The 18,872-nt window shown below is 49.7% G+C and carries 18 protein-coding genes; 5 read left to right on the forward strand and 13 right to left on the reverse strand.

Annotated features, from left to right (window positions below; translation table 11 throughout):
* The 12 genes from V7126_RS14455 to V7126_RS14510 form a co-directional block, all read right to left on the reverse strand.
* Positions 1 to 182, reverse strand: a 182-nt coding sequence (locus tag V7126_RS14455) for a PTS fructose transporter subunit IIB (RefSeq protein WP_335497668.1), incomplete at its 3' end; no start/stop codon positions are given.
* A 14-nt stretch (positions 183 to 196) separates the two neighbouring features.
* The gene (gene pfkB, locus V7126_RS14460; protein ID WP_175075485.1) at positions 197 to 1,111 is read right to left on the reverse strand and encodes a 1-phosphofructokinase; all 915 of its coding nucleotides are present in this window, start codon (positions 1,109 to 1,111) and stop codon (positions 197 to 199) included.
* An 85-nt stretch (positions 1,112 to 1,196) separates the two neighbouring features.
* Positions 1,197 to 1,982 carry a MurR/RpiR family transcriptional regulator gene (locus V7126_RS14465; protein ID WP_046129206.1) on the reverse strand — a complete coding sequence of 262 codons (786 nt, stop codon included), beginning with the start codon at positions 1,980 to 1,982 and terminating at the stop codon, positions 1,197 to 1,199.
* Positions 1,983 to 2,340: 358 nt separating this feature from the next.
* Positions 2,341 to 3,270 carry a metal ABC transporter substrate-binding protein gene (locus V7126_RS14470; protein WP_175075484.1) on the reverse strand — a complete coding sequence of 310 codons (930 nt, stop codon included), beginning with the start codon at positions 3,268 to 3,270 and terminating at the stop codon, positions 2,341 to 2,343.
* A 28-nt stretch (positions 3,271 to 3,298) separates the two neighbouring features.
* Positions 3,299 to 4,159, reverse strand: coding sequence for a metal ABC transporter permease (locus V7126_RS14475; protein WP_335497669.1), 861 nt, complete (start codon positions 4,157 to 4,159; stop codon positions 3,299 to 3,301).
* Positions 4,159 to 4,902 carry a metal ABC transporter ATP-binding protein gene (locus V7126_RS14480; protein ID WP_335497670.1) on the reverse strand — a complete coding sequence of 248 codons (744 nt, stop codon included), beginning with the start codon at positions 4,900 to 4,902 and terminating at the stop codon, positions 4,159 to 4,161. Before V7126_RS14480 ends, V7126_RS14475 begins: the two co-directional genes overlap by 1 nt.
* Before the next feature lie 210 nt (positions 4,903 to 5,112).
* On the reverse strand, positions 5,113 to 5,352 hold the full coding sequence (locus V7126_RS14485) for a carbohydrate-binding protein (RefSeq protein ID WP_236809545.1): 240 nt from the start codon (positions 5,350 to 5,352) through the stop codon (positions 5,113 to 5,115).
* Positions 5,349 to 8,018, reverse strand: coding sequence for a glycoside hydrolase family 3 C-terminal domain-containing protein (locus V7126_RS14490; protein WP_335497671.1), 2,670 nt, complete (start codon positions 8,016 to 8,018; stop codon positions 5,349 to 5,351). Before V7126_RS14490 ends, V7126_RS14485 begins: the two co-directional genes overlap by 4 nt.
* A 15-nt stretch (positions 8,019 to 8,033) precedes the next feature.
* Positions 8,034 to 10,346, reverse strand: a complete 2,313-nt coding sequence (gene yicI, locus V7126_RS14495) for an alpha-xylosidase (protein WP_335497672.1) — start codon at positions 10,344 to 10,346, stop codon at positions 8,034 to 8,036.
* Positions 10,347 to 10,365: 19 nt separating this feature from the next.
* A complete protein-coding gene (locus V7126_RS14500; RefSeq protein WP_175075481.1) occupies positions 10,366 to 11,184 on the reverse strand; it encodes a carbohydrate ABC transporter permease in 819 nt (272 codons plus the stop codon).
* A 2-nt stretch (positions 11,185 to 11,186) separates the two neighbouring features.
* Positions 11,187 to 12,077: a carbohydrate ABC transporter permease gene (locus tag V7126_RS14505; RefSeq protein WP_175075480.1), complete on the reverse strand. Its 891-nt coding sequence runs from the start codon at positions 12,075 to 12,077 to the stop codon at positions 11,187 to 11,189.
* A gap of 17 nt (positions 12,078 to 12,094) precedes the next feature.
* Positions 12,095 to 13,312 carry an ABC transporter substrate-binding protein gene (locus V7126_RS14510; protein WP_335497673.1) on the reverse strand — a complete coding sequence of 406 codons (1,218 nt, stop codon included), beginning with the start codon at positions 13,310 to 13,312 and terminating at the stop codon, positions 12,095 to 12,097.
* Between the two features lie 269 nt (positions 13,313 to 13,581).
* On the opposite strand from V7126_RS14510, the gene V7126_RS14515 reads away from it, so the two are divergent.
* From V7126_RS14515 to V7126_RS14530, 4 genes are all read left to right on the forward strand, one after another.
* Positions 13,582 to 15,693, forward strand: coding sequence for a heavy metal translocating P-type ATPase (locus V7126_RS14515; protein ID WP_175075478.1), 2,112 nt, complete (start codon positions 13,582 to 13,584; stop codon positions 15,691 to 15,693).
* Positions 15,694 to 15,803: 110 nt separating this feature from the next.
* Complete coding sequence (locus tag V7126_RS14520; RefSeq protein ID WP_175075477.1) at positions 15,804 to 16,499, forward strand: thioredoxin domain-containing protein; 696 nt, start codon at positions 15,804 to 15,806, stop codon at positions 16,497 to 16,499.
* On the forward strand, positions 16,489 to 16,902 hold the full coding sequence (locus V7126_RS14525) for a disulfide oxidoreductase (protein ID WP_046129217.1): 414 nt from the start codon (positions 16,489 to 16,491) through the stop codon (positions 16,900 to 16,902). Before V7126_RS14520 ends, V7126_RS14525 begins: the two co-directional genes overlap by 11 nt.
* An 88-nt stretch (positions 16,903 to 16,990) precedes the next feature.
* Positions 16,991 to 17,476 (forward strand): GNAT family N-acetyltransferase, encoded by a 486-nt coding sequence (locus V7126_RS14530; RefSeq protein WP_335497674.1) that lies wholly within the window; start codon positions 16,991 to 16,993, stop codon positions 17,474 to 17,476.
* 87 nt (positions 17,477 to 17,563) lie between these two features.
* Here V7126_RS14530 and V7126_RS14535 read toward each other — a convergent pair whose 3' ends face one another.
* Positions 17,564 to 18,103, reverse strand: a complete 540-nt coding sequence (locus V7126_RS14535; protein ID WP_046129219.1) for a GrpB family protein — start codon at positions 18,101 to 18,103, stop codon at positions 17,564 to 17,566.
* 124 nt (positions 18,104 to 18,227) lie between these two features.
* On the opposite strand from V7126_RS14535, the gene V7126_RS14540 reads away from it, so the two are divergent.
* Complete coding sequence (locus tag V7126_RS14540; protein ID WP_046129220.1) at positions 18,228 to 18,842, forward strand: trimeric intracellular cation channel family protein; 615 nt, start codon at positions 18,228 to 18,230, stop codon at positions 18,840 to 18,842.
* The last annotated feature ends 30 nt before the right edge of the window (positions 18,843 to 18,872 follow it).

An 18,872-nucleotide genomic window follows, 5' to 3' on the forward strand; every position in this document is an offset into this window, starting at 1 on the left:
CCGTCGGCCTGTTTGATGTCGGCAGCCGTCAGCTCATTTTGGACGCCGACCTGGCCGTGGGTTTCCACTTTGATGTCGACGCAAAGCTTCGCGGCGGCCTGTTTTAAAGCCTCTTCCGCCATAAACGTATGGGCGATACCGGTCGGACAGCCTGTCGCAGCGATGATTTTGATGTTTGCCATGCTGAAAACCTCCTTTATAAATGGGTGATCCTGATTTGTGAAACCGTCTCATCGAGCCTGGATAAATCGCCGAGCCCTTTTGAAAATGCCGTCAGCGCTCCTGCGGCAGACGCCTGTTTTAAAGCGTCTTCAAGAGGCATGCCGAGCTCCTGTTTGCCGATGAACACTGCCAGCATCGCGTCGCCCGCACATGCGGTATTGACGACTTTGCCTTCGGCGGATGTCACCTTTAATGTCTTGCTTCGGTCAAAATATATTGCGCCGTCTTTTCCGCGGGTGACGAGGACCCGCTCGGCTCCCCGGGTGAGAAGCTTGCCTCCGTAACTGATCACTTCTTCTTCTGACAACGCTTTCTTTTGTCCGAAAAAAGCGGCCAGCTCCTGTTCGTTCGGCTTGATCAGGTAAGGGCGGTACGGAAGGCAGTCGAGAAGCGCCGGCGAGCTGATATCCAACACGAGCTTTATCCTCCGCGTTGCGGCAATGTCGGAAAGAACAGGATAAATGCTTTCCCGGATGCCTTTTGGAAGGCTGCCGGAAATGAATAAAAAATGCCCTGAGGGAATCTTCCGTATTTTATCAATCAATTCTTGCGTCTTGGTTTCTGATATGAACGGGCCTTTGTTGACGATTTTGAATTCGCGGTCTGAGTTGATAAAAATATTAATCCGGGAAATGCCGTCAACCTTTACAAAATCGGTCGCGATGTTTTCTCTCTTCAGCTCATCTTCGATAAATCGCCCCGTGAACCCGCCCGTAAAGCCGAGCGCCGTATTGTCGAGGCCGAGGCGCTTGAGCATAAAAGAAATATTGACGCCTTTTCCGTTTGGCTGGTAATCTTCATCTTTCGTGCGGTTGACAATATCGGGAAGCAAATCGTCTGTTTCAACAAACAGATCAACGGCGGTATTCATCGTGCATGTATAGATCATGTTGTTCCCCCCTTTATCTATGACTTCACAGACATTATGTCACAGATAAAAGGGGGAATGTTTACAGGTTGTGTAAAGGTTTTCATCAAGACGTTTCATGCGATGTGCGAATCACGTATGAATCGAGCATAATGCGGGAGAGGACTTGCAGGGGCAGGCGGGAGCGGACTTCATAATCAGGAAAAAACGATTGTTCTCCTTTGAAACCGATGAGTACGATCTCCGACAGTTTGGCGAGCCGCGAGTCGACTCTCGTCGTCAATGTGATAGAAGAGATCGATTGCACTTTGAAATTTGTAGCAGCTTCGACCAGTTCTTCCGTTTCGCCGTTCAATGAGACGAATAAGCCGAGATCCTTTTTGGTGAGCGTTTTCGATTTGCCCCTGATGATGTTCGGATCGCTGTGCATCTCGACGTTTTTTCCGAGCAGCTGAAGCTTGATGGTCATCTCTGTGCCGATCATTTCAGACAAGCCTCTTGCAAAAATATATATTTTGTCGGCATTGCTGATTTTTTGAATGGCATCCTCAATAAGACCGATATCGAGCATTTTGATCGTGTCGAGAACCTCCCGTTCATTTTTGAGCACAGCCTGTTTGATTTGGCTGTCGATGTCATCCATGAGGGGAGTATGTCCGAGCTGATGACTTTCCTTTAATGCATATTTAAAAGAAGTGTATCCGTCATAGCCAAGCTTTTTCATTAACCTGACGATCGTGGCTGTTGAAACATTGGCATTTTCGCTTAATTTGACGATGGACTGGGTTGAGATCAGGTCAAGGTGCTGATAAATATACTCAAGCAGGTGCCGTTCCGAATCGCTGAGCGTATGATATGTGTCAGAAGTCATTTGAAACAAGCCGTCTTTCATGTTCAAAACCCCCTTTTATAGTCATATTGTATCAGTTTGAAAGGGGGAGAAGGCGAAAAAAACAAAATAAAAACCCGGTGCTAGCGGATGTCTTCGGCATACGGGCTGTTTCGCTTTCGCGTCCCCGACAGAACGGCGGATTGCACATGGTTTGCGCACTCCTTGTCCTAGCCGGTGCGTTCGGCCATCATGCCTGCATCTCCTTCTATTACACATTTGTCAAAGATTTGCTGCAGCGCTGAAGGCACTCCAGGCACGCTATGATGCATTCAGCATAGGATTCATTTTCCGTTTCTTGTGCCTGGTACCCTGCAAAAGCGTTTCTGCAAAAGAAAAAACCTGCTGTTAAAGCAGGTTGTCACCCGGCGAGTCCTTTATGGATGCGATCAATGTTTTCTTTCATCATTTTATAATACGAATCTCCCGCCTCACCCGGTTTGCCGATGGAATCGGTAAATACTTTTCCTTTGATCGGCACGCCGGTTTCGGCTGACACGCTTTCCATGCTGCGCGGATCAACGCTTGTCTCTACGAATAAAGCCGGAACCTTCTTTTTCTTCACCGTGTCGACGATTTTTTTCATCTGCCCAGGAGTGCCTTCGTTTTCTGTATTAATTTCCCAAATATACCGGGCGTCCACACCGTATGCCGAAGCAAAATATTTAAAAGCGCCTTCGCTTGTCACGAGGATGCGGCGATCTTCCGGTAGGTCCTTAAAGCGGTCTACCGCTTCGTCGTGGAGCTTTTCGAGCTTTTCGATATATGCCACAGCGTTTTTTTCGTAGTCTTCTTTATGGGCGGGGTCGTTTTTCATCAGCGCATCACGCGCGTTTTTTGCATATTGAATCCCGTTTTGAATGTCGAGCCAGGCGTGCGGATCTTCTTCCGTTTCTTTCCCTTCAGATGTGAGGTGCTTTGCCTGAACGCCTTCGCTCAGCTTGTAGACAGGGGCGTCATCGCCCGCTTTTTCGGCCGTTTCAAGGAGCTTCGTAAACCAGCCGTTTCCTGTTTCGAGATTAAGGCCGTTGTAAAAAACAATATCGGCATCCGCCGTCTTTTGGACGTCTTTTGGCAGCGGGTCGTATTCGTGCGGATCGGTGCCGACAGGGACGATGCTGTGCAAATCGATGTGACCGCCTCCGACGTGTTTGACAATGTCATACAGGATCGAATAGGTGGTCACGACCTTCAGTTTTCCGTTTTCTCCACTGCTGCTTTTTGAGGAGCAACCGGCGGCGAGAAGCAGAATGACGGCTGCCAGAATCGCTAATTTTCGCTTGAACTTCATGTTTGGATTTTCCCCCTTTGTTTTTAGATTAATTTTGGAGCGCCGCTCTTTTTCTTCTTGTTTTCAACGACCTCCACAGGATGCCTTGTGTTGGCGAAAACATAAAGGCGAGGCCGAACAGGATCGTAGCAACCAGCACGATCGCCGCTCCTGATGAAAGGTTGTATGTGTAGCTCAGTCCAAGGCCGATGACCGCTGACAAAGCGCCGAAGAAAGCGGCCAAATAGATCATCACCCACAGCCGGTCGGTCAATAAATAGGCGGTCGCGGCAGGAGTGATCAGCATCGCCACGACGAGAATGATGCCGACGGTCTGGAGCGATGCGACCGTCACCATCGTCAAAAGCGCCATTAAAAAGTAGTGGATCAGACGGTTCGGCAAACCGTAGACGGCGGCCATCGTCGGATCAAACGAGGTGATCAAGAGCTCTTTGTAGAACAGAAAGACGGCTGAAAGGATCACGATCCCGATCGCAAGCGTGACCCACATATCTGATGAACGGACGGCCAGAACGTTGCCGAATAAAATGTGATACAGGTCGCTTGAGCTTTTTACAAGGGTGATCAAGATGATGCCGACCGCGAAAAAGGCCGTAAATACGATGCCGATGGCCGAATCGTTTTTGATCCGGCTGTTTTGGCTGACATAGCCGATCCCGAGTGCGGTCAGGATGCCGGTAAACACGGCTCCGAAGAAAAAGTTGACATCGAGCATATAAGAGATCGCGACACCGGGCAGGACCGCGTGCGAAATGGCGTCGCCCATAAGCGCCATTCCGCGCAGGATGATAAAACAGCCGATCACCCCGCATATGACGCCGACCATGATCGACGTGAACAGCGATTTTTGCAAAAAAGAGTATTCCATCAGACCGTTTATGAATTCCATCAGATCGCCCCCCGTTTCGTCTGGAGAAATGGAAGCTGGGCTTCATAGGCTTTCATCATGACTTCAGGATCGAGAATGTCTGAGACAGGGCCTTTTTGAATCAGCTTTTTGTTCAGCAAGATCAGTTCATCGAAGTAGCTGTCCGCTTTCGTCAGATCGTGATGGACGACGAGGACGGTTTTTCCTTGGTCGCGCAGCTCCTTTAAAATCGCGACGATCGTCTCTTCGCTTGTCACGTCAATGCCGACGAACGGTTCATCAAGGCAAAACAGCTCGGCTTCTTGAGCGAGCACCCGCGCGAGAAACACGCGCTGCTGCTGTCCGCCCGACAGCTCGCCGATCTGGCGCTTTGCGAAAGCCTCCATCCCGACTTTTTCCAAGCAGTGATGCGCCCAATCTTTGTGGCGTTTTTTCGGACGGCGGAGAAGCCCCAGCTCAGGGTATGTGCCGAGTAAGACCGTATCGAGGACATTGATGGGAAATGTCCAATCCATGTCATTTCGCTGGGGAACATAGGAGACGCCCTTGCGAACGTTTTTCAAAGGTCTTTCAAGGAGACGCACTTCGCCTTTATCTCTCGGAATCAAATCGAGTATCGCTTTCAGAAGCGTCGATTTGCCGGCGCCGTTCGGCCCGATGATTCCGGCCATTTTCCCTTGTTCGATCGAGAAATTGATACTTTGAAGCGCCTCAGTGCCGTGGTATGACACGTATAAATCCCTAACGGTGAGAGCGTGTTTCATAGCTTTGTAGGAACTCCTTTCGGTGTGAAATTATCTTTATCCAATAATTTTAGCTTGGCAACTCTTTTGTTACCTTAGGACATTTTTTTTACCTAATGCAACTTTCGCTTGAATTTTAATACAGATCCTTCGACTTGTAAAGTTCAAAAATTTCTAAATAAAGGACGAAAGCCATGCAGGAAGCGCTGCATGGCTTTGTAAATTTTTTCTTCACCGGTGAAATTGAAACGTATCAAGCGCCGTTTTTCCTTTAAAAACGAAATAAACGTCGCGGGTGCCTGTCGTTTTGGAGAGCTGGGCTTTGATGGTTTTCCAGTTTTCAAGGCCGGAGGTGTCGGGGACGTTCAGCGAACCGATCTTTTTCCCTTTCACCGGGCGATCCAGATAAATATCGATGTTTCCGCCGCCTTTGCTTGACACAGCAGCTTCAAAGCGCTTTTCTCCTTTCAAGCGTACATGGCGGAAGGCGATCCAGGAATTTTCTGTTTCGTTTCTTCCGTGATCCGAACGCCTTCATAGTCATCGTAATTTTCGGCTTTCGTCTTTTGGCGCAAATGTCGCTTTGGAATGTCTTCGCCGTGAACCGGAATTCGTTTCGTCAGGCGGATATCCTTTGAGGAGCTGCCGATATTGATGCTGTATGGGCCTTTTACGACGGCAAATTTTTCTCTTGTCACGTCCCAAAAAGCGAGATCCGTTTGCTTTAGCTTAAATGTGACCGTTTTCGTTTCGTCAGGCGAAAGGGTGATGCGCTGGAAGCCTTTTAAGTCCTTCCTCGGCTGTTTGACCCTTGTTTTAAAACCGGGCGCGGTATAAAGCTGAACGACTTCATCGCCTGTTCTCTTTCCCGTGTTTGTGACCTTGAAGCGAATCGTGACGGTTCCGCTTTTTTTAAGGCTTTCCGGGGAAACCGTCAAGCCGTGATAGCGAAACGATGTATAGGACAATCCGTGGCCGAACGGATACAGCGGCCGTCCGTCAAAATATTTATATGTCCGCTTCCCTTTCATAATGTCGTAGTCCATCATATCGGGCAGATCCTTGACGGATGCATGCCACGTCTGCGTTAATCGCCCTCCGGGGGCTTCATCGCCGAAGAGGATGCCTGCGAGCGCACTGCCTGCTTCCTGTCCGCCGTGTGCCGTATACAAAATTGCGGGGACGTGTTTATCGGCCCAGTTCAGCGCGAACGGATAGCTGCTTGTCACGACGAGCACGGTGTTCGGATTCGCTTTTGCGACGGCTTTTATGAGCTCTTCCTGGGCGGGAGGGAGTGCGATGTCATTGCGGTCCTGGGTTTCCCTGCCGTTGATATAAGGATTGTTTCCGGCAAACACGACGGTCTTGTCGGCTGCTTTTGCCAATTCCGCGGCTTCCTGGACTGCGGTTTTGACGACGGTTTTTTCGAATTTTTCCGCCGCTGTCAGAGGTGCATCGGCGGAGGCCGTTAGTGTTCCGTCTGTCTCGGCTTTGATGTATTTGCCGTTCGCGGTGTTTTTCATGGCGTACGTCCCGTCAGGCTGTTTTTCAAGCTGAAAGGTTTCTTTGACCGTCCAGCCGTTTGGTTGCTTTTGGTCGGGTATTAAGCGGCCGTCATCCTGAAGCGATACGTAGCGGCCGTTCGCTTGGGCGCGAAACGTGTGTACGCCGTCTCCCCAGTCGGCCAAATCGAATGTTTCGTGTTTTTTCAATTCAGACGCATCTGCTGTGAGCGGCTTTTTTCCGTTTTGATCCGCTGTTACGAATTTTCCCGTCAGCACCGATTTGAATCCGCTCTGTTCGATTCCTTCCGCGAAGGAGACGCGTTTTTCGCCGATTTTGTCTGTTATGCCGTCAAGCGGGGTTACTTGATAAGGCATCGTCCCGCTGTACCAATCCTCATAGAGCACATTCCCGAACGGGCCGATCACCGCGATGTTTTCATCTGCACGAGGGTTGAAAGGGAGCAGTTGTTTGCTGTTTTTGAGCAGCACGATCGATTTTTCCGCGGTTTTTTTCGCAAGCTTTTGGTGCGCCGGGCTGTTGATGACGTCATCTGTCAGGCGGCTGTACGGACTCAGCTCATCGGGATCGAATTCGCCCGTGCGGAAGCGGATGCTGAACGTGTTTTTCAAGGCATGATCCAAATCTTTTTCAGAAATCAGCCCTTTTTGTATGGCACCCGTGAACGCGCCCTTTGTCAGCGCGGGATTTTCTCCCTGGTCTGTGAAGTTGTCGATCCCCGCTTTCAGAGCATGTGCGTGTGCTTCTTCGTGATTGTCGTAATAGCGGTGATCATTGACGATCCCGGACGGGTCAAACGCGTCGCTGACGATAAAGAAGTGCTTTCCCGCCCATTTATTTTTGACGGTGTTTTTTAGAAGCGGACTTAAAATGGCGGGCTTATCATTGACCGAATTGTAAGCGGGCATCAAGCCGTATGCAGCTTTTTCAGAAATCACCGTTTGAAACGGCTTGATGTAATATTCGTGCAAATTCCGAGGATCGATGCTGGAAGAGCTGAAACCCCGGTCTGTTTCATTGTTGTAGCCGAGAAAATGCTTCAATGTTGGAACCGTTTTCAAATAAAAGGGGTGGTCGCCCTTTAAGCCTGACGCATAGGCGGATGCTATTTTTCCGGTTAAAAAAGGGTCCTCTGAATAGCCTTCTTCATTTCTTCCCCATCTCGGATCCCGCAGCAAATCGACGACAGGGGCCCATACATTGACCCCGTTCGCTGCAGGATGAAGATGGTGAAACCCGCGGACTTCATCTCCGACCGCAGAGCCGGCCTGCTTGATCAAAGCCGGGTCCCAGGTGTGCGCAAGGCCGACAGCCTGGGGAAAAACGGTCGCTTCTCCGAGCCAGGCGACGCCGTGCAGCGCTTCTGTACCCGTTTTGAAAGCGGGGATTCCGAGGCGGGGAATCGCAGGCTGATACTGGTGCATGAGCGATACTTTTTCATCAGGCGTAAGCCGCGATACGAGGTCTGCAACCCTTTTTTCCACGGAAAGGCCGGGGTTTTGAAACGGGTAGTCGTACGCCGGCTCCGGTTTAGCCGCCGCGGGGTGCGGCAGGCTGAAACCGAGGGCGGAAACGATGATGCATACCGCTGTTATGCGGACTTTTTTCAGCATGGTTTCACTCCTTTGCTAGAAAAAAATGACGACATCGCGATGCTCTTCCTTCGGCTGAATCGCCGTTCCTTCTTGAAGGGCTTCCGAAGCTCCGTTGATGACGGTGCTGACGGCCGGATGATTGCGGAGGATCAAGCGCCATTTCTTTTGCACGCCTGTCGTTTTGACGGTTATCGTGTTTTGCTTTCTGACAGCCTTGATCGTCATCGTTTCTTGTTTTTCATTGTAGATCGTCTGTTCTGCCGAACAGCCGTCTTTTAAATGGTAGAGGCAGAATTCGACACCGTCGAGATAATCGTAGTCCGGCCGGTCAGATACATCTCCGAGCGGGAGCAGGGTGTTTTCCCGGACGAACAGAGGCAGCCCCATATAGCCGTACTGCTCTTGTTTCCACTCTCCGCCTTCCGCCTCTTTCCCTGTTAACAAGTGTGTCCACGTTCCTTTCGGGAGGTAATAGGAGACAGCGCCGTTTTCTTGAAAAACCGGGGAGACGAGCAGGCTTCTGCCGAGCATGTATTGCCTGTCGAGCCAGTCGCACGTCCGGTCTTCAGGAAATTCGAGGAGCATCGCCCGCATGACCGGAACGCCTTCAAGGTGAGCTTCATAAGCGGCGGCATACAAATACGGCATCAGCCTGTGCTTTAATTTGACAAAATACCTCATCACGTCTGACGCTTCTTCGTCAAACAGCCACGGCACCCTGTACGATTCGCTGCCGTGGAGGCGGCTGTGCGTCGACAGCAGTCCGAATGCCGTCCAGCGTTTATACAAATCGGCAGAAGCCGTGCTTTCAAATCCGCCGATATCATGGCTCCAAAATCCGAAGCCGGAAAGGGAGAGGGACAGGCCGCCGCGAAGGCTTTCAGCCATTGAATCATAGCTGGCAAAACAGTCTCCGCCCCAGTGAACGGGGAATTGCTGGGAGCCGGCTGTTGCGGATCTGGCAAACACGACGGCTTTCTGTTCGCCGCGTTTTTCTTTCAGAAGGCCGAACACGGTTTTGTTGTACAAAAATGAGTAATAGTTGTGCATTTTTTCGGGATCTGACCCGTCGAAATAGACGGCGTCCGCGGGAATTCTTTCGCCGAAGTCGGTCTTGAAGCAGTCGACGCCCATCTCCAGCAGATCCTCAAGTTTTGAGCAGTACCAATCGCGCGCTTCCGGGTTTGTAAAGTCAACAATCGCCATTCCGGACTGCCAGCGGTCCCACTGCCACACATCGCCCCGGCCGTTTTTTAGGAAATAGCCGTTTTCTTTGCCTTCGTCAAAAAGCTTTGACTTTTGCGCGATATAAGGGTTGATCCATACACAGATTTTGAGGCCCCTTTCCTTCAGGCGGCTGAGCATCGCTTTCGGATCTGGAAAAAACCGCTCATCCCATTCAAAATTGCACCATTCGAATTCCTTCATCCAAAAGCAGTCAAAATGGAAGACGCTGAGCGGGATATCACGCTCTTTCATTCCGTCGATAAAACCGGTGACCGTCTTTTCCGAATAATCGGTTGTAAAAGATGTCGACAGCCACAGCCCGAAGGACCAGGCGGGCGGAAGAGCCGGCTTGCCCGTCAACATCGCGTACCTCTTTAGCACATCCTTGGGATCATTGCCGCCGATGATAAAATAATCAAGTTCCTCGCCTTCGACGGAAAATTGCGCTTTTGAGACGATTTCTGAACCGATTTCGTAGGAGACGAGTTCAGGGTGGTTGACAAACACTCCATACCCTTTGTTCGACAAATAAAATGGGACATTTTTATACGCCTGTTCGGTGCTCGTTCCGCCGTCTCTGTTCCAGATGTCAACGGATTGGCCGTTTTTCACAAAGGCCGTAAAGCGCTCCCCGAGGCCGTAAATCGTTTCACCGACTGCGATATCAAGCTGCTCCCTCATATAAGTCCGGCCGTCATCCGCCGAAATATAGGCGAGGCTGTTCGGGGCGCTGCCCGTCAGCTTTTCCGCCTCGCGTGAAAATCGATATCCCCAGCTGCTTTTGTCGACTTTTACGGACAGGCTGCCGCTTTGGAGCGTTAATGTGTCGGCATCTTCCGTAATGAGCGGCTTCATGTCTGTCGTGCAAAGTTCAAAATCCGGCTTTTTCCGGGCTCTCCCTTTATAGTGGAAAACCTGGACCCGGATCACGTCTTCAAGAGGGCTTGAAAACTTGACGGTCAGCATCCCGGTATCGAGCGTGTCCCCCCTTTTCCGGATGTTTTTGACAGGTCCGTACACTGTCAGTGACTGTCCGTCAATCCGGTGGTCATAGGCTTCCTTTGGCGCATTGATCATAAAGCCGTCCCGGGTGAGCCAGTAGCCGTCGGAAAACTTCATATCGCAACAACCCTTTCTTTTACTTAATCGAACCGCTGACAAGCCCTTTGACAAGCTGTTTTTGCAGCATGACAAAGATCAAGATGACAGGCAGAACGGAGATGACGGCGAACGCCATCAGATCGTTCCACTCGATTCCGTATTGGCTGATCACATTGTAGACGCCGGCCGTTAATGGCCACAGCTCCTGGTTTCTGTTAAACGTCAGGCTGAAAATCAAATCCCCCCACGCGAAAAAGAAAGAAATCGCGCCGCTCACGGCAACTCCCGGCATCGCAACAGGCTGAATGATGCGGATAAAAGCCGTCAAACGGCTGCATCCGTCAATTTTGGCGGCATCTTCAAGATCCTTCGGAATTCCGAGGAAAAAGGTTCTGAGCATCAAAACTGAAAACGGAATGCCGAGGGTTGCCGCCGACAAGATCGGACCGATGTACGTATTCAAGAGGTTCAGCTTGCTGAACACGATAAACAGAGGCGTCAAAATGACGGTGGCCGGCAGCATTTGCGTGATGAGAAACAGCAGAATCAAAAGCTTACTGCCGCGGATTTGAAAGCGGGCCAAGCCGTAGGCGGCAGGGACTGAAAGAAGCAGGACGATCGCAGCCGCAGCACCGGAAATGAGCAGGCTGTTCATGAAATGTCTGACTGCACCTTCTGCGAACACCGCTTGAAAACCGGCGGTCTGAAATGTCTTCGGCCACAGAGAAGGGGGTGTTTCAAACAATTCGGCCCCTGATTTAAAAGCGGTGGCGATCATCCAGTACACGGGAAACAGGAAAACCGCCGCAATCAAGATCCCGGCACAATTAAGGAACCATTCCTTCCGTTTCGGCATGTTCACATCACCTCATCTTTTTTGATCAGTCTTACATATACGAGGCTGACCAAAAGGAGAATGACAAACAGGACATTGGCGCTGGCCGCTCCCATGCTGAACTGGAATTTGTCAAAGGAATAGCGGTAGCTGACGGTTGAAAGCACTTCTGTCGAATGAACGGGGCCGCCTCCCGTCATGACGAAGACAAGGTCGAATACTTTGAACGTGTAAATAAAGCCGAGCATCATGACGACGGTGATCACCGGGCGCAATAACGGTATAGTAATGTACATCAATTTCTGAAAGCCGCCCGCCCCGTCAAGGCTGGCGCTTTCGTATATGTCCTCCGGCAGGGAGCTGAGCCCCGCGGAAATGAGCAGCATATTGAAAGGAATCCCGACCCATATATTGGCGATGATGACAGACCAAATCGCGATATCGGGGTTTGACAGCCACGGTACCGGGCTGTCGATGATCCCCCATGATAAGAGAAGCTGATTGAAGATTCCTTCGCTTGAAGCCATCATGAATTTAAACAAAAGAGCCGTAACCGTCAGCGGTATCAGCCAGCTCACCATCATCAGGCCCCTCAGAAACGGGGCGAGGCGAAATTTCATGCTGAAAAAGAGCGCCAGCAAAAAGCCGACCGCAAATTGAAATATGACGCTTCCCGCCGTGTATATAAGCGTATTTTTCAAGGAAACCCAAAATACGTTTTCTTGGGCAAGCCGTTTATAATTCTCAAATCCGATGAAGCTCGCATCATGAGAGGCCATATTTGAAAGGGACAGGTTTTGAAAGCTGAGCAGCAGATTGTAGATTAGCGGATAGCCGATAAGAGCGAGCATAAAAAGAACCGCCGGAAACAAAAAGAAATACCCTTCCCATTTTCGGGCGTACGCTTTGATCATGGTCAAAACTCCTTACCTTAACGTAATGCGCTGATTTTTTTTGCGGCATCGCCCAGCGCATCTTCCGGCGTTTTGCTTTCGCTTAATGCTTCCTGAAGAGCCGTTTGCAGCGCTTCGGAAATCTTCGGCCAGTCTTTCGAAGGGCCCCGCGCTGAAGCGATATCCATAATCGGGATGAAGGCCTTTAGATTCTGATCCGTTTTCCAATGATCGGATTGTTCAATAATATTCTTCCGCGGCGGGAAAACGCCGGTTTCTGCAGTCAACGCCTCAAGCCGCTTCGGATCGAGAAGCCAGGTGATGAAATCCCAGGCGCCGTCGGTGTTTTTCCCTTTGACGGCGGCAATGTTCTCCCCGCCGAGCGCCGAAGCGTATTCCTTATCTTTTGGGATAAAGGTGATGCCGTAGTCTAATTGTTCCGCTTCTGTTAACCGTTCAATGTTCCAGGAGCCGTTGATCATCATTGCCAGCTGTCCCGCCGCAAACTGTCTGGCCAGGTCATCCTGCGTGGCATTTAAGACGTCTTTGTCCATCAATCCGTCCTTTACTAAATCGGTTAAAAAACGAAGGGAAGAAACCGCTCGCCCTGATTGCAGCCCATCGATGTCAGCGCCCGAAGACAGGAGGAACGGATAAAATTGAAAAGCGCCTTCCTCCGATTTGACGGCGGACATCGCGAAGCCTTTCGTATGCCCCTTGCTCAACTTTTGAGCCGCCTTTCTCAGCTCGGCCCACGTTTTCGGAGGCTCCGCCACTCCGGCATCGCGAAAGAGATTTTTGTTGTAGAACAAGGCGAGCGCATTGCTTGCAAAAGGAATTCCGTAATATTTGTCTTCATAACGGGCGGATGACAGCGGCCCGTCATAAAACTGCCCGGTCTGTCCCCATTTTTCAATTCTGTCCGTCAAGTCTTCCAGAACCCCCATGGCGGCGAATGAAGCATTGTCGACATTGTCGAGAAAAACGGCGTCAGGCAGCGCATTTCCCGCCGCGCCGACGGACAGCTGCTTTTTCACTTCATTGAACGGAATATACTCTGTCACTACTTTATAGCGGTCTTGTGATCGGTTGTACTGGTCGACAAGCTTATGATACAGCTCCTGTTGTTTTCCTGTAAAATAATCCCATACCTTCACCTCTTTAGCCGCCTTTGAATCTTCGCCGTTGCTCTTGCAGCCTGCGGAGAGAAAAGGCAGACAAACGAGGCAGAGCGTCAAAAAGCATTTTTTTCTCAAGAAGATCCACTCCCTTAACTGGACTGATCGTGAAGAAAAAGCTTGTTAGTTTAATAGCTAAACTAAGTATATTTGGGGGATGCTTCCAATATGCTACCCGAGTTTCGGCAGCACGAAATCGGGGTAAACGATGAAACGGCAAATATCAGCGCTTTAGCCGATTGACACAATTTCGAACAGAAGCATATAATAGGAGATATATAATATATGCGTATATGTTCATATATAAAATAAATCATCCCGGCTTTTGAAAAAGAAAGGTGAGATAGATGGAAAAAGTGAAGCAGGAATATATGTTAAACGGTCTCGACTGCGGAAACTGCGCCCGGAAAATTGAAGATGGAGTCGCCGGCATGAAAGGAATCGAGACATGTTCGGTCAACTTTGCAACAAGCACCCTTACCGTAACGGTCGAAGGGAACAACGGACGCAATATATCCTCTGAAATCACAAAAAAAGTGAATGCCATAGAGCCGCACATCAAAGTTGTGCCGAAAGAAGGGGCGCAGGGGAAAGAGGCGGAAGGCGATAACAGCATGCAAAAAACGATTGCAAGGCTTGCCTTTGGGACGGCCCTCGGTGCGGCCGGGTTTCTTGTTTCCTCAGGCGGGATCGCGGAATGGCTTCTCTTTTTCCTTGCTTATCTGATCATTGGCGGTGATGTTGTTTACAGAGCACTCAAAAACATCCTTCAAGGCCGGGTCTTCGATGAGCACTTTTTGATGACCATTGCCACTGTCGGGGCGTTTATTATCGGGCAGTATCCTGAAGGCGTGGCGGTCATGCTGTTTTATCAAATCGGGGAGCTGTTTCAGGGAGCCGCTGTCAACCGTTCGCGCAAATCGATCAGCGAGCTGATGGATATCCGCCCGGATTACGCCAATTTGAAAACGGCAGACGGAACGGCCAAAGTATCTCCCGAAACGGTCGCTTGCGGCGATGTCATTATCATCAGGCCGGGGGAAAAAATTCCCCTTGACGGCAAGGTTGTAGAGGGAAGATCGATGGTTGACACATCGGCCTTAACGGGAGAATCCGTGCCGAGGGATATCGCGCCCGGCAAGGAAGTACTGAGCGGATTCGTCAATAAAAACGGCGTGTTAGAAGTGGAAGTCGAAAAAGAATATCACGAATCGACCGTTTCGAAAATTCTCGATCTGGTTCAAAACGCCGGCAGCAGAAAGGCGAAAACCGAAAACTTCATCACGAAATTTGCGAAGTACTATACGCCGTTCGTCGTCATCGTTGCTATTCTTTTGGCGTTTGTTCCGCCGCTTATCGTCCCCGGCGCTTCGCTGTCGGACTGGGTGTACCGGGCGCTTGTCTTTCTCGTCATTTCGTGTCCGTGCGCGCTCGTCGTTTCAATCCCGCTCGGCTTTTTCGGCGGCATCGGCGCTGCGTCAAAAGCCGGCATTCTTGTGAAGGGCAGCAATTATTTAGAAGCATTGAACGATGCGAAATATGCGGTGTTTGACAAAACAGGCACACTGACAAAAGGGGAATTTGCCGTCGTCAAATTGTCTCCGGCCGGAAACGGGACGGAAGAAGAGCTGCTCGGATATGCGGCGGCTGTTGAATACCACTCTGGGCATCCGATTGCAGAATCGATCCGCGAAGCATACGGAAAGCCGGTTTCTCCGGAAGACATCAAAGGCTACAGTGAGATGCCGGGCTACGGCGTCATGGCGGTGGTAAACGGAAAAAGCATTTTGGCTGGAAACGCCAAGCTCATGAAGAAGGAAAACATCCGCTATCAGGAAGATGATGGAGTCGGAACCGTGATTTATGTAGCGGCAGACGGCGCGTTTATCGGTTCGATCCTGATTGCGGATGATCTGAAGGAAGATGCCGAACAGGCGATTTCTTCCTTGAAAAAAGCCGGCATTAAAAAAACGGTGATGCTTACGGGAGACGCAAAAGAGGTCGGCGAAGCCGTCGGAAAGGCGCTTGCCATCGATGAAGTGCATGCAGAGCTTCTTCCGCAGCACAAGGTTGACCTGATCGAAGAGCTTGACAAAGTGAAGCTTCCAAAAGAAAAACTGCTTTTCGCCGGGGACGGGATCAACGATACACCCGTATTGGCGAGAGCGGACATCGGAATCGCAATGGGCGGACTCGGCTCGGATGCAGCGGTGGAAGCCGCTGATATCGTCATCATGACCGATCAGCCGTCAAAAATCGCAGAAGCGATTCAAATCGCCAAGCGGACGAGAACGATCGTCTGGCAAAATATTATATTTGCACTGGGCGTAAAAGGCGTTTTCCTCATCCTTGGCGCTTTCGGCATAGCCACGATGTGGGAAGCAGTGTTTTCGGATGTCGGTGTGACGCTTCTCGCCGTGTTAAACGCAATGCGGGTATTAAGTGTCGAAAAAATGTAACATTTTCACCGCCTAAAGAACTGGAAAAACGTTTTTTCGCGTCTTCACGAACACGGCTTGACTTGTTAAAATGAAAGAGATTATGAAACTGATGAAAATGAGGTGTCTAAGTGAAAAAGAATCAGCAGTCACCGATGAAATTTGCCGTCATCATGACAGTCGTCGTCGTTTTTCTGATCGGTGTATTGGTTGTTCTCAACAATCAAACCGAAAACGCTTCGCAAACGTTTGATGACAAGCCTTCGACCGAAGGGCAGCCGATCCTCGGAAATAAAAAAGCGGCGGTTACCATCACAGAATTCGGAGATTACAAGTGTCCGAGCTGCAAACAATGGACCGAAACCGTATTTCCGGATTTGAAAAAAGATTTTATCGATAAAGGAAAAGTTAATTTTTCATATATAAATTTCGTCAATGAACAGCACGGCAGAGGTTCGGAGCTGAGCGCCCTGGCCTCTGAACAGGTTTGGAAAGAAGATCCCGATTCCTTCTGGGCGTTCCATGAAGCGTTATTTAAAGTACAGCCTGACAACGACACGATGGAAACGGAGTGGGCGACTCCCGCGAAGCTTGCTGATATTGCCGAATCACACACAAAAGTCAAACGTGACAAGCTTATCAAAAGCCTGGATGACAAAACCTTCTCAAAAGAACTGCAAACGGACGAATCGCTGATAGACGAATACAAAGTGGATTCCACGCCGACGATTTTCGTCAATGGCGAAAAAATTGCCAAGCCTTTCGATTATGACCAAATCAAAGAAGCGATCGAAAAAGAGCTAAAAGGCAAGTCCGATGAAAAATAAGCCGTTCTTTCTGTACGGGGCCTGGATCGTTTCTTTGACGGCGACGCTCGGCAGCCTGTACTTCAGCGAGATTCGTAAATTCATTCCTTGTGAGCTTTGCTGGTACCAGCGGATCATGATGTATCCGCTCGTGCTCATTCTCGGAATTGCAACATTTCAGGGAGATTTCCGGGTGAAAAAATACGTGCTGCCGATGGCGGTCATCGGGGGATTTATTTCCCTGATGCACTATTTGGAGCAGAAAGTTCCCGGTTTCAACGGCATTAAGCCATGTGTTACGGGGGTGCCATGCTCAGGGCAGTACATCAATTGGCTCGGCTTTATCACGATTCCGTTCCTTGCCCTTATCGCGTTTATTTTGATTATCATTTGCATGTGCATGATAAAAGGTGAAAAAGAGTAGAGCATTTGCCTCAGGCGATGCTCTTTTTTATCCCTATTCGGCTGGTAAAATGTTATAATATTTGAAATATTTAAGAAGGAGGGGGAATATGGAATTTCAAATCCGCCCGATGGAAAAGAAGGACATCCCGCAAGTGCAGCACGTTGCCAAAACGAGCTGGCATCACACATATGAAGGCATCACCCCCGGCGAGATTCAGGAAAAGTTTCTCGCTTCCGCCTACAATGATCACAGGATGGAAGAACGCCTGGAGCGTTCGTTCCTATACGTTTCTGAAGCAGAAGGAAACATTGTCGGTTTTGCTAACTTTTCCGGGGTTAATGAGAAGGGGGAGGCCTATCTTGCCGCCATTTATTTATACCCGGAATACCAGGGAAAAGGGATCGGAACCGCATTGCTTCATGAAGGGATCAAGCGGCTGAAAGACGCCGGAAAGATTTTCGTCGATGTCGAAAAGGACAATCAAATCAGAATAGCCTTTTACAAAGCAAAAGGGTTTGAGGATGTCTCTGAGTATGATGAAGATTTTGAAGGGCACATTCTCAGGAACGTGAGAATGGTTTTGCACGTATAAATCGGTCTTTCCAGACGTTACTTCAAGGATTGAACGTAATAATACAATAAAACAGCGAGAATGAATGCGATCGCGATTGTCATCAATTTATTCTTCGTGTTTTTGAACATGCGCCTGCTCCTTTCGTTTCGCTTTCTCAACAATATGTGTAATAAACGGTGCTTTCCCTTTTGTATAGGAGTTGCGGTCGTGCGGAAAATGCTGAGCCAAATCCCTTTTCAGTGTTTCATAATCTTCCAGAACCTTTGGATGTGCTCTTAAATAGTCACGGAATCTCAGCTGGTTTTTCCACTCCTCGCTTTTATAAACATAGATATGCAGATGATGAGTGCCGGCCCGCCATTTGCCTTTTCTAAAAAAACGCCGCAGAGGAAACGCTTCGTGGAATACATACTCATAGCCCAGATCACTGAGCGGTTCAATCAAGCGTTCTGCTTCACTAAGATGTTTGACGCCAACCATCAGATCAAGCACAGGTTTTGCGGCAAGACCGGGAACCGCGGTGCTGCCAATGTGTTCGATTCCAAGCGCGGTTTTTCCGAAAACCAGCTGCAGGCGCTTTTTTTCAGTTTCATATCGCTCCGGCCATTCTGGTTTGGCATCTTCTATAATGATGGTCGCATCCATCGTTCCCCCTCCTTTTTCGCCGTCCTCTTATTATTATAAGACATTTTATTCTGCAGGGTTGATTTAAACGATGGGGAAGTTATAAAATCAAAAAGATTGAAGATTCGTATGGAGGGCACCTTAGATGGCTTGGGAAGCGTTGAGCATCATCGGAACCATTGCATTTGCGATCAGCGGGGCGATTGTCGCAATGGAAGAAGAGTATGATATTTTAGGAGTTTATATATTGGGAATCGTCACAGCTTTTGGCGGAGGGGCGGTCAGAAATCTGTTGATCGGCGTTCCGGTATCTGCTTTGTGGGAGCAGGGGGCGCTGTTTCAAATCGCGTTAGTGTCGATCACGATCGTCTTTTTGTTTCCGGGTCTGCTTCTGAAGCATTGGAAGGTGTGGGGGAACTTTTCGGATGCGATCGGCTTGGCCGCATTCGCAATCCAGGGAGCCCTGTACGCCGTGCACATGAACCATCCGCTCAGTGCGGTCATCGTAGCGGCGGTATTAACCGGAAGCGGCGGGGGGATCATCAGGGATTTGTTGGCAGGGCGCAAGCCGCTCGTCCTGAAAACCGAGATTTACGCTGTTTGGGCTGCTTTGGGCGGCTTGATCATCGGGCTCGGCTGGGCGGAAAATTCTATCGCTCTGTATCTGCTTTTTGCCATTCTTGTCGCATGCAGGGTCTGCTCGTATATGTTCAATTGGAAATTGCCGAACCGCTCGCTCCGTTCAAATGTGGCTGAATAGAGAAAAGCCGATTTTTCATAATCGAAAAAT

It is taken from the genome of Bacillus sp. JJ675, assembly GCF_036963165.1.
Taxonomy (GTDB): Bacteria; Bacillota; Bacilli; order Bacillales; family Bacillaceae; genus Bacillus; species Bacillus glycinifermentans.

Bases quoted from the DNA above. Each gene is read 5' to 3' on its own strand.
- pfkB (WP_175075485.1), bottom strand. From the start codon at position 1,111: ATGATCTATACATGCACGATGAATACCGCCGTTGATCTGTTTGTTGAA.
- V7126_RS14465 (WP_046129206.1), bottom strand. From the start codon at position 1,982: ATGAAAGACGGCTTGTTTCAAATGACTTCTGACACATATCATACGCTC.
- V7126_RS14470 (WP_175075484.1), bottom strand. From the start codon at position 3,270: ATGAAGTTCAAGCGAAAATTAGCGATTCTGGCAGCCGTCATTCTGCTT.
- V7126_RS14475 (WP_335497669.1), bottom strand. From the start codon at position 4,159: ATGGAATTCATAAACGGTCTGATGGAATACTCTTTTTTGCAAAAATCG.
- V7126_RS14480 (WP_335497670.1), bottom strand. From the start codon at position 4,902: ATGAAACACGCTCTCACCGTTAGGGATTTATACGTGTCATACCACGGC.
- V7126_RS14490 (WP_335497671.1), bottom strand. From the start codon at position 8,018: ATGCTGAAAAAAGTCCGCATAACAGCGGTATGCATCATCGTTTCCGCC.
- yicI (WP_335497672.1), bottom strand. From the start codon at position 10,346: ATGAAGTTTTCCGACGGCTACTGGCTCACCCGGGACGGCTTTATGATC.
- V7126_RS14500 (WP_175075481.1), bottom strand. From the start codon at position 11,184: ATGCCGAAACGGAAGGAATGGTTCCTTAATTGTGCCGGGATCTTGATT.
- V7126_RS14505 (WP_175075480.1), bottom strand. From the start codon at position 12,077: ATGATCAAAGCGTACGCCCGAAAATGGGAAGGGTATTTCTTTTTGTTT.
- V7126_RS14515 (WP_175075478.1), top strand. From the start codon at position 13,582: ATGGAAAAAGTGAAGCAGGAATATATGTTAAACGGTCTCGACTGCGGA.
- V7126_RS14525 (WP_046129217.1), top strand. From the start codon at position 16,489: ATGAAAAATAAGCCGTTCTTTCTGTACGGGGCCTGGATCGTTTCTTTG.
- V7126_RS14530 (WP_335497674.1), top strand. From the start codon at position 16,991: ATGGAATTTCAAATCCGCCCGATGGAAAAGAAGGACATCCCGCAAGTG.
- V7126_RS14535 (WP_046129219.1), bottom strand. From the start codon at position 18,103: ATGGATGCGACCATCATTATAGAAGATGCCAAACCAGAATGGCCGGAG.
- V7126_RS14540 (WP_046129220.1), top strand. From the start codon at position 18,228: ATGGCTTGGGAAGCGTTGAGCATCATCGGAACCATTGCATTTGCGATC.